Annotated in this window: 4 protein-coding genes; all 4 read left to right on the top strand. The window is 63.2% G+C overall.

The features are described 5' to 3' along the window. Window positions 1-57: 57 nt before the first annotated feature. The gene (locus AC2VNK_RS07440; protein ID WP_014028295.1) at window positions 58-324 is read left to right on the top strand and encodes a Txe/YoeB family addiction module toxin; all 267 of its coding nucleotides are present in this window, start codon (window positions 58-60) and stop codon (window positions 322-324) included. Between the two features lie 181 nt (window positions 325-505). Further along, complete coding sequence (gene leuS / locus AC2VNK_RS07445) at window positions 506-2,971, top strand: leucine--tRNA ligase (RefSeq protein ID WP_486883333.1); 2,466 nt, start codon at window positions 506-508, stop codon at window positions 2,969-2,971. Further along, a complete protein-coding gene (locus tag AC2VNK_RS07450) occupies window positions 2,968-3,486 on the top strand; it encodes an LPS-assembly lipoprotein LptE (RefSeq protein ID WP_486883334.1) in 519 nt (172 codons plus the stop codon). The genes leuS and AC2VNK_RS07450 overlap by 4 nt, the downstream gene beginning before the upstream one ends. Window position 3,487: 1 nt before the next feature. Then, window positions 3,488-3,936 (top strand): DNA polymerase III subunit delta (locus AC2VNK_RS07455; protein WP_486883335.1); only part of this gene is annotated, 449 nt, incomplete at its 3' end.

Here is a 3,936-nt window from a genome sequence, read left to right on the forward strand (position 1 = left end):
CGAGTCCATCAAGGCGGGTATGGCTGAGCCCCTCCCAAAAAGCTCGAAGGAGCTTGAGTGGTGAATTGGGACGTTGTTTATTCCAAGCATGCAATGAAGGATGCAAAGAAGCTTGCTGCAAGTGGCCTTAAATCAAAGGCGCAAGAACTGCTCGCGGTTCTTGCCAACGATCCATTTCAAAATCCACCACCCTTTGAAAAGTTGGTCGGCGATCTAGCTGGCGCATACGCTCGCCGCATCAATATTCAGCACCGTATCGTGTACGAAGTTTTCACGAAAGAGAAAATAGTTCGCGTCCTGCGGATGTGGACGCACTATGAATGATATGGAAGCCATTGCACGCGGTGAACAGGCGATCGCGGAAGGCCAGGTAGCCACCTATGCCCAAGCCAGAACCCGTCTTACCCCTTGCCCGATGGCTGAAATGGCGCCGTAAACCATTGCGCCACCCCGGTGCCTATGGCAACCTTTGTGCCACATTCGGTATCCGGCTCAAGATAAATTTATGGAAACTCCCGCCTACTCCCCGCAAGAGCTCGAAGCCGCCGTGCAGCAGCGCTGGCACGATCAGCAGACTTTCAAGGCCGCCGCGACGCCCTCGGGTGAAAAATTCTACGCCCTCGCCATGTTTCCCTACCCCTCCGGGCAATTGCACATGGGACATGTGCGCAACTACAGCATCGCCGACGCCATCGCCCGCTATCAGCGGATGCGGGGCAAGGAAGTCATGCAGCCCATGGGTTGGGATGCCTTCGGCCTGCCTGCGGAGAATGCGGCCCTCAAGCATGGTTTGGCACCGGCGCAGTGGACCATGGATAACATCGCCCACATGCGCGGCCAGTTGCAGCGGCTGGGCCTGTCTTACGACTGGTCACGGGAGTTCGCCACCTGCACGCCGGATTACTATCGCTGGGAGCAGTGGCTGTTCGTGAAGCTCTGGGAGAAAGGTCTGGTCTATCAGAAGCTGAGCACCGTCAACTGGGACCCTGTGGACCAGACCGTCCTCGCCAACGAGCAGGTGGTGGACGGCTGTGGATGGCGCTCCGGCGCGCCGGTCGAGCACAAGGAGATCGTGCAGTATTTCCTGCGCATCACCGCCTACGCCGAAGAACTGCTGAGCGGCCTCGACACCCTGAGCGAGGGCTGGCCGGAGCAGGTACTGACCATGCAACGCAACTGGATCGGTCGCTCGGAAGGCGCAGAGATTCATTTCCCGCTGGCCGCTGGCGACGGTGTCATCAAGGTCTTCACCACCCGTCCCGACACCCTGATGGGGGCGACCTATCTGGCGGTGGCCCCGGAACATCCCCTGGCCGTTCAGGCGGCGGAAAACAGCGCTGAACTCGCGGCCTTCCTCGAACGCTGCCGCCATGGGTCCGTTTCCGAAGCCAGCATCGAAACCCAGGAGAAGGAGGGACATCCCCTCGGCCTGAACGTGCGGCATCCGCTTACCGGCGTGGAGCTACCCGTCTGGACCGCCAATTTCGTGCTCATGGGTTACGGCGAAGGCGCGGTGATGAGTGTGCCCGCCCATGATCAGCGGGACTTTGAGTTCGCGCACAAATATGGCCTGCCCGTTCGGGCGGTGATTCAGACCGAGGGTATTGTCACCGGCGGCGAAGCCATGACGGAGGCCTACACCGGCAGCGGCACCTTATTCAACTCCGGGACTTTCGACGGCCTGGCCAATGAAGAGGCCAAGAGCCGCATCACCGCAGCCGTAGCCGCCAAGGGACTGGGGCGGAAGACGGTCAACTTCCGTTTGCGCGACTGGGGTATCTCCCGCCAGCGCTACTGGGGCACGCCCATCCCCATGATCCACTGCGCCCACTGCGGCGTCGTGCCGGTACCGGAGCGAGATCTGCCGGTGATCCTGCCGACCCACTACCAGCTTAAAGACCCGCGTTCGCCGCTGCTGGACGACCCCGAGTTCACCCAGGTGGCCTGCCCGCAATGTGGCGCCGCAGCCCGGCGGGAAACCGACACCATGGACACCTTTGTCGAGAGCTCCTGGTATTACGCCCGCTTCGCCTGCCCCGATGCCGGGCAGATGCTCGACCAGCGCGCCGCCGACTGGCTGCCGGTGGATCAGTATGTGGGCGGTGTGGAGCACGCGGTGCTGCATCTGCTCTACGCCCGCTTCTTCAACCGCCTGCTCCGCGATGTCGGCCTGCTGCCCGCCGACGGCGCCCACGATGAGCCCTTCCGCCATCTGCTGACTCAGGGCATGGTGCTCAAAGACGGCAGCAAGATGAGCAAATCCAAGGGCAATACGGTGGACCCGCAAGGCCTGATCGACCGCTACGGAGCCGATACCGCGCGTCTCTTTATCCTCTTTGCGGCGCCGCCGGAACAGCATCTGGAGTGGTCGGACAGCGCCGTGGAAGGGGCTTACCGCTTCCTCAACCGGTTCTGGCGCCTGGTCCACGAGTATGGCGCCACGCCCCCGGCACTGCCCGCAGATCTCTCCGCCGAGGCGGTGGACCTGCGCCGCGCGGTGCATCAGTGCATTGATCGGGTCAGCCGCAACATGGACGGGCGCTATCATTTCAACGTCGCCATCGCCGCCATCATGGAGCTGACCAACAGCCTGATGAAGGTCCCTGCGGATGCCCCGGCCGACTTACGGGCGGTACTGGGCGAAGGACTGCGCGCCCTGACCCTGCTGCTGGCCCCCTTTGCGCCCCATATCGCCGAAGTGCTTTGGGGGAAACTGGGGCAAAACAGCGTGATCAGCCATGCGTCCTGGCCCGTCGCTGATGCCGGGGCACTGCGTTGCGATACCGTGACACTGGTCATTCAGATCAACGGCAAGTTGCGCGAACGCATGGATTTTCCCGCTGATGCGGACCATGCCAGCGTCGAACAGACGGTACTGGCCCATCCGGCCATGCAGCACCATCTGGAGGGTAAAACCGTGCGTAAAGTGATCATCGTACCCGGCCGTCTGGTCAACGTGGTGGCGGGATGAGCCGCACGCGGCAGTGGCGTCGCTGGTGGCTCGTGGCGGGGCTGGCTCTGCTGCTGGGCGGCTGCGGCTTTCATCTGCAAACCGGGGCCACCATTCCGCCCAAGCTGACGGGGCTGCGCGTCGTCGGCAGCGGCCCCGCCGGAGGCAGCCTGGCCGAGGCCGTCCATCGCGAACTGCAGCGGGACGGCAACAAGGCAACGCCCGATGGCCCCCAGATCCAGATCGACAGCGCGTACGTCAGCCAGCGGATCATCAGCATGAGCCCGGGCAGCGGCGTCGCTCTGGAGTTTCTCAACACCCTGCACGCCGAATTCAGCGTTATCGGCAGCGACCAAAAGGTGCTCCTCGCTGCCCAGCCGCTGCTGGTGGAGAACAGCTTCAGCTACAACAGCGGCAGCCCACTGGGCACCAACGAGCAGCAGGTCACCGTGCAGCGCCTGCTGATGGAGCAGGGCGCACGGCAGATTCTGCGACAGGTGCTCAACAGCCCCAGCTTCCGCCAGCAGGCACCCTGAGATGCGGCTGAAGCCGGCGCAATGGGCCAGCCATTTACGCGGCCCCCTGGCATCAGTATATGGCCTCTTTTCCGATGAGCCCCTACTCTTGCAGGAGGCGGAAGATGCCCTGATCGCCGCTGCGGCACAGCATGGTTTCGGCCAGAAACAGCGCCTCGGCCAGCAAGGCGGTACGGTCTGGGATGCCTTGCGCGACGAGCGGGATGCGGGTTCGCTTTTCGTTGAACAACGCCTGCTCCTGCTGCGTCTGGATAGTCCCAAAGTCCCCAAAGAAGGCAGCGCCGCCCTGCAGTACTGGCTGGCCTCGCCACCTCCCGACGCCCTGCTGATTCTCAGTGGCCCCCGCCCTGACGCCAGCACGCAGAAAACCGCCTGGTTCAAGGCCATCGAGACTCACGGCCACACGCTCCTGCTGTACCGCCCGGAGGGGCAGGACTGGCCGCGCTGGGT

Source organism: Acidithiobacillus sp. TH-A35 (assembly GCF_057473505.1).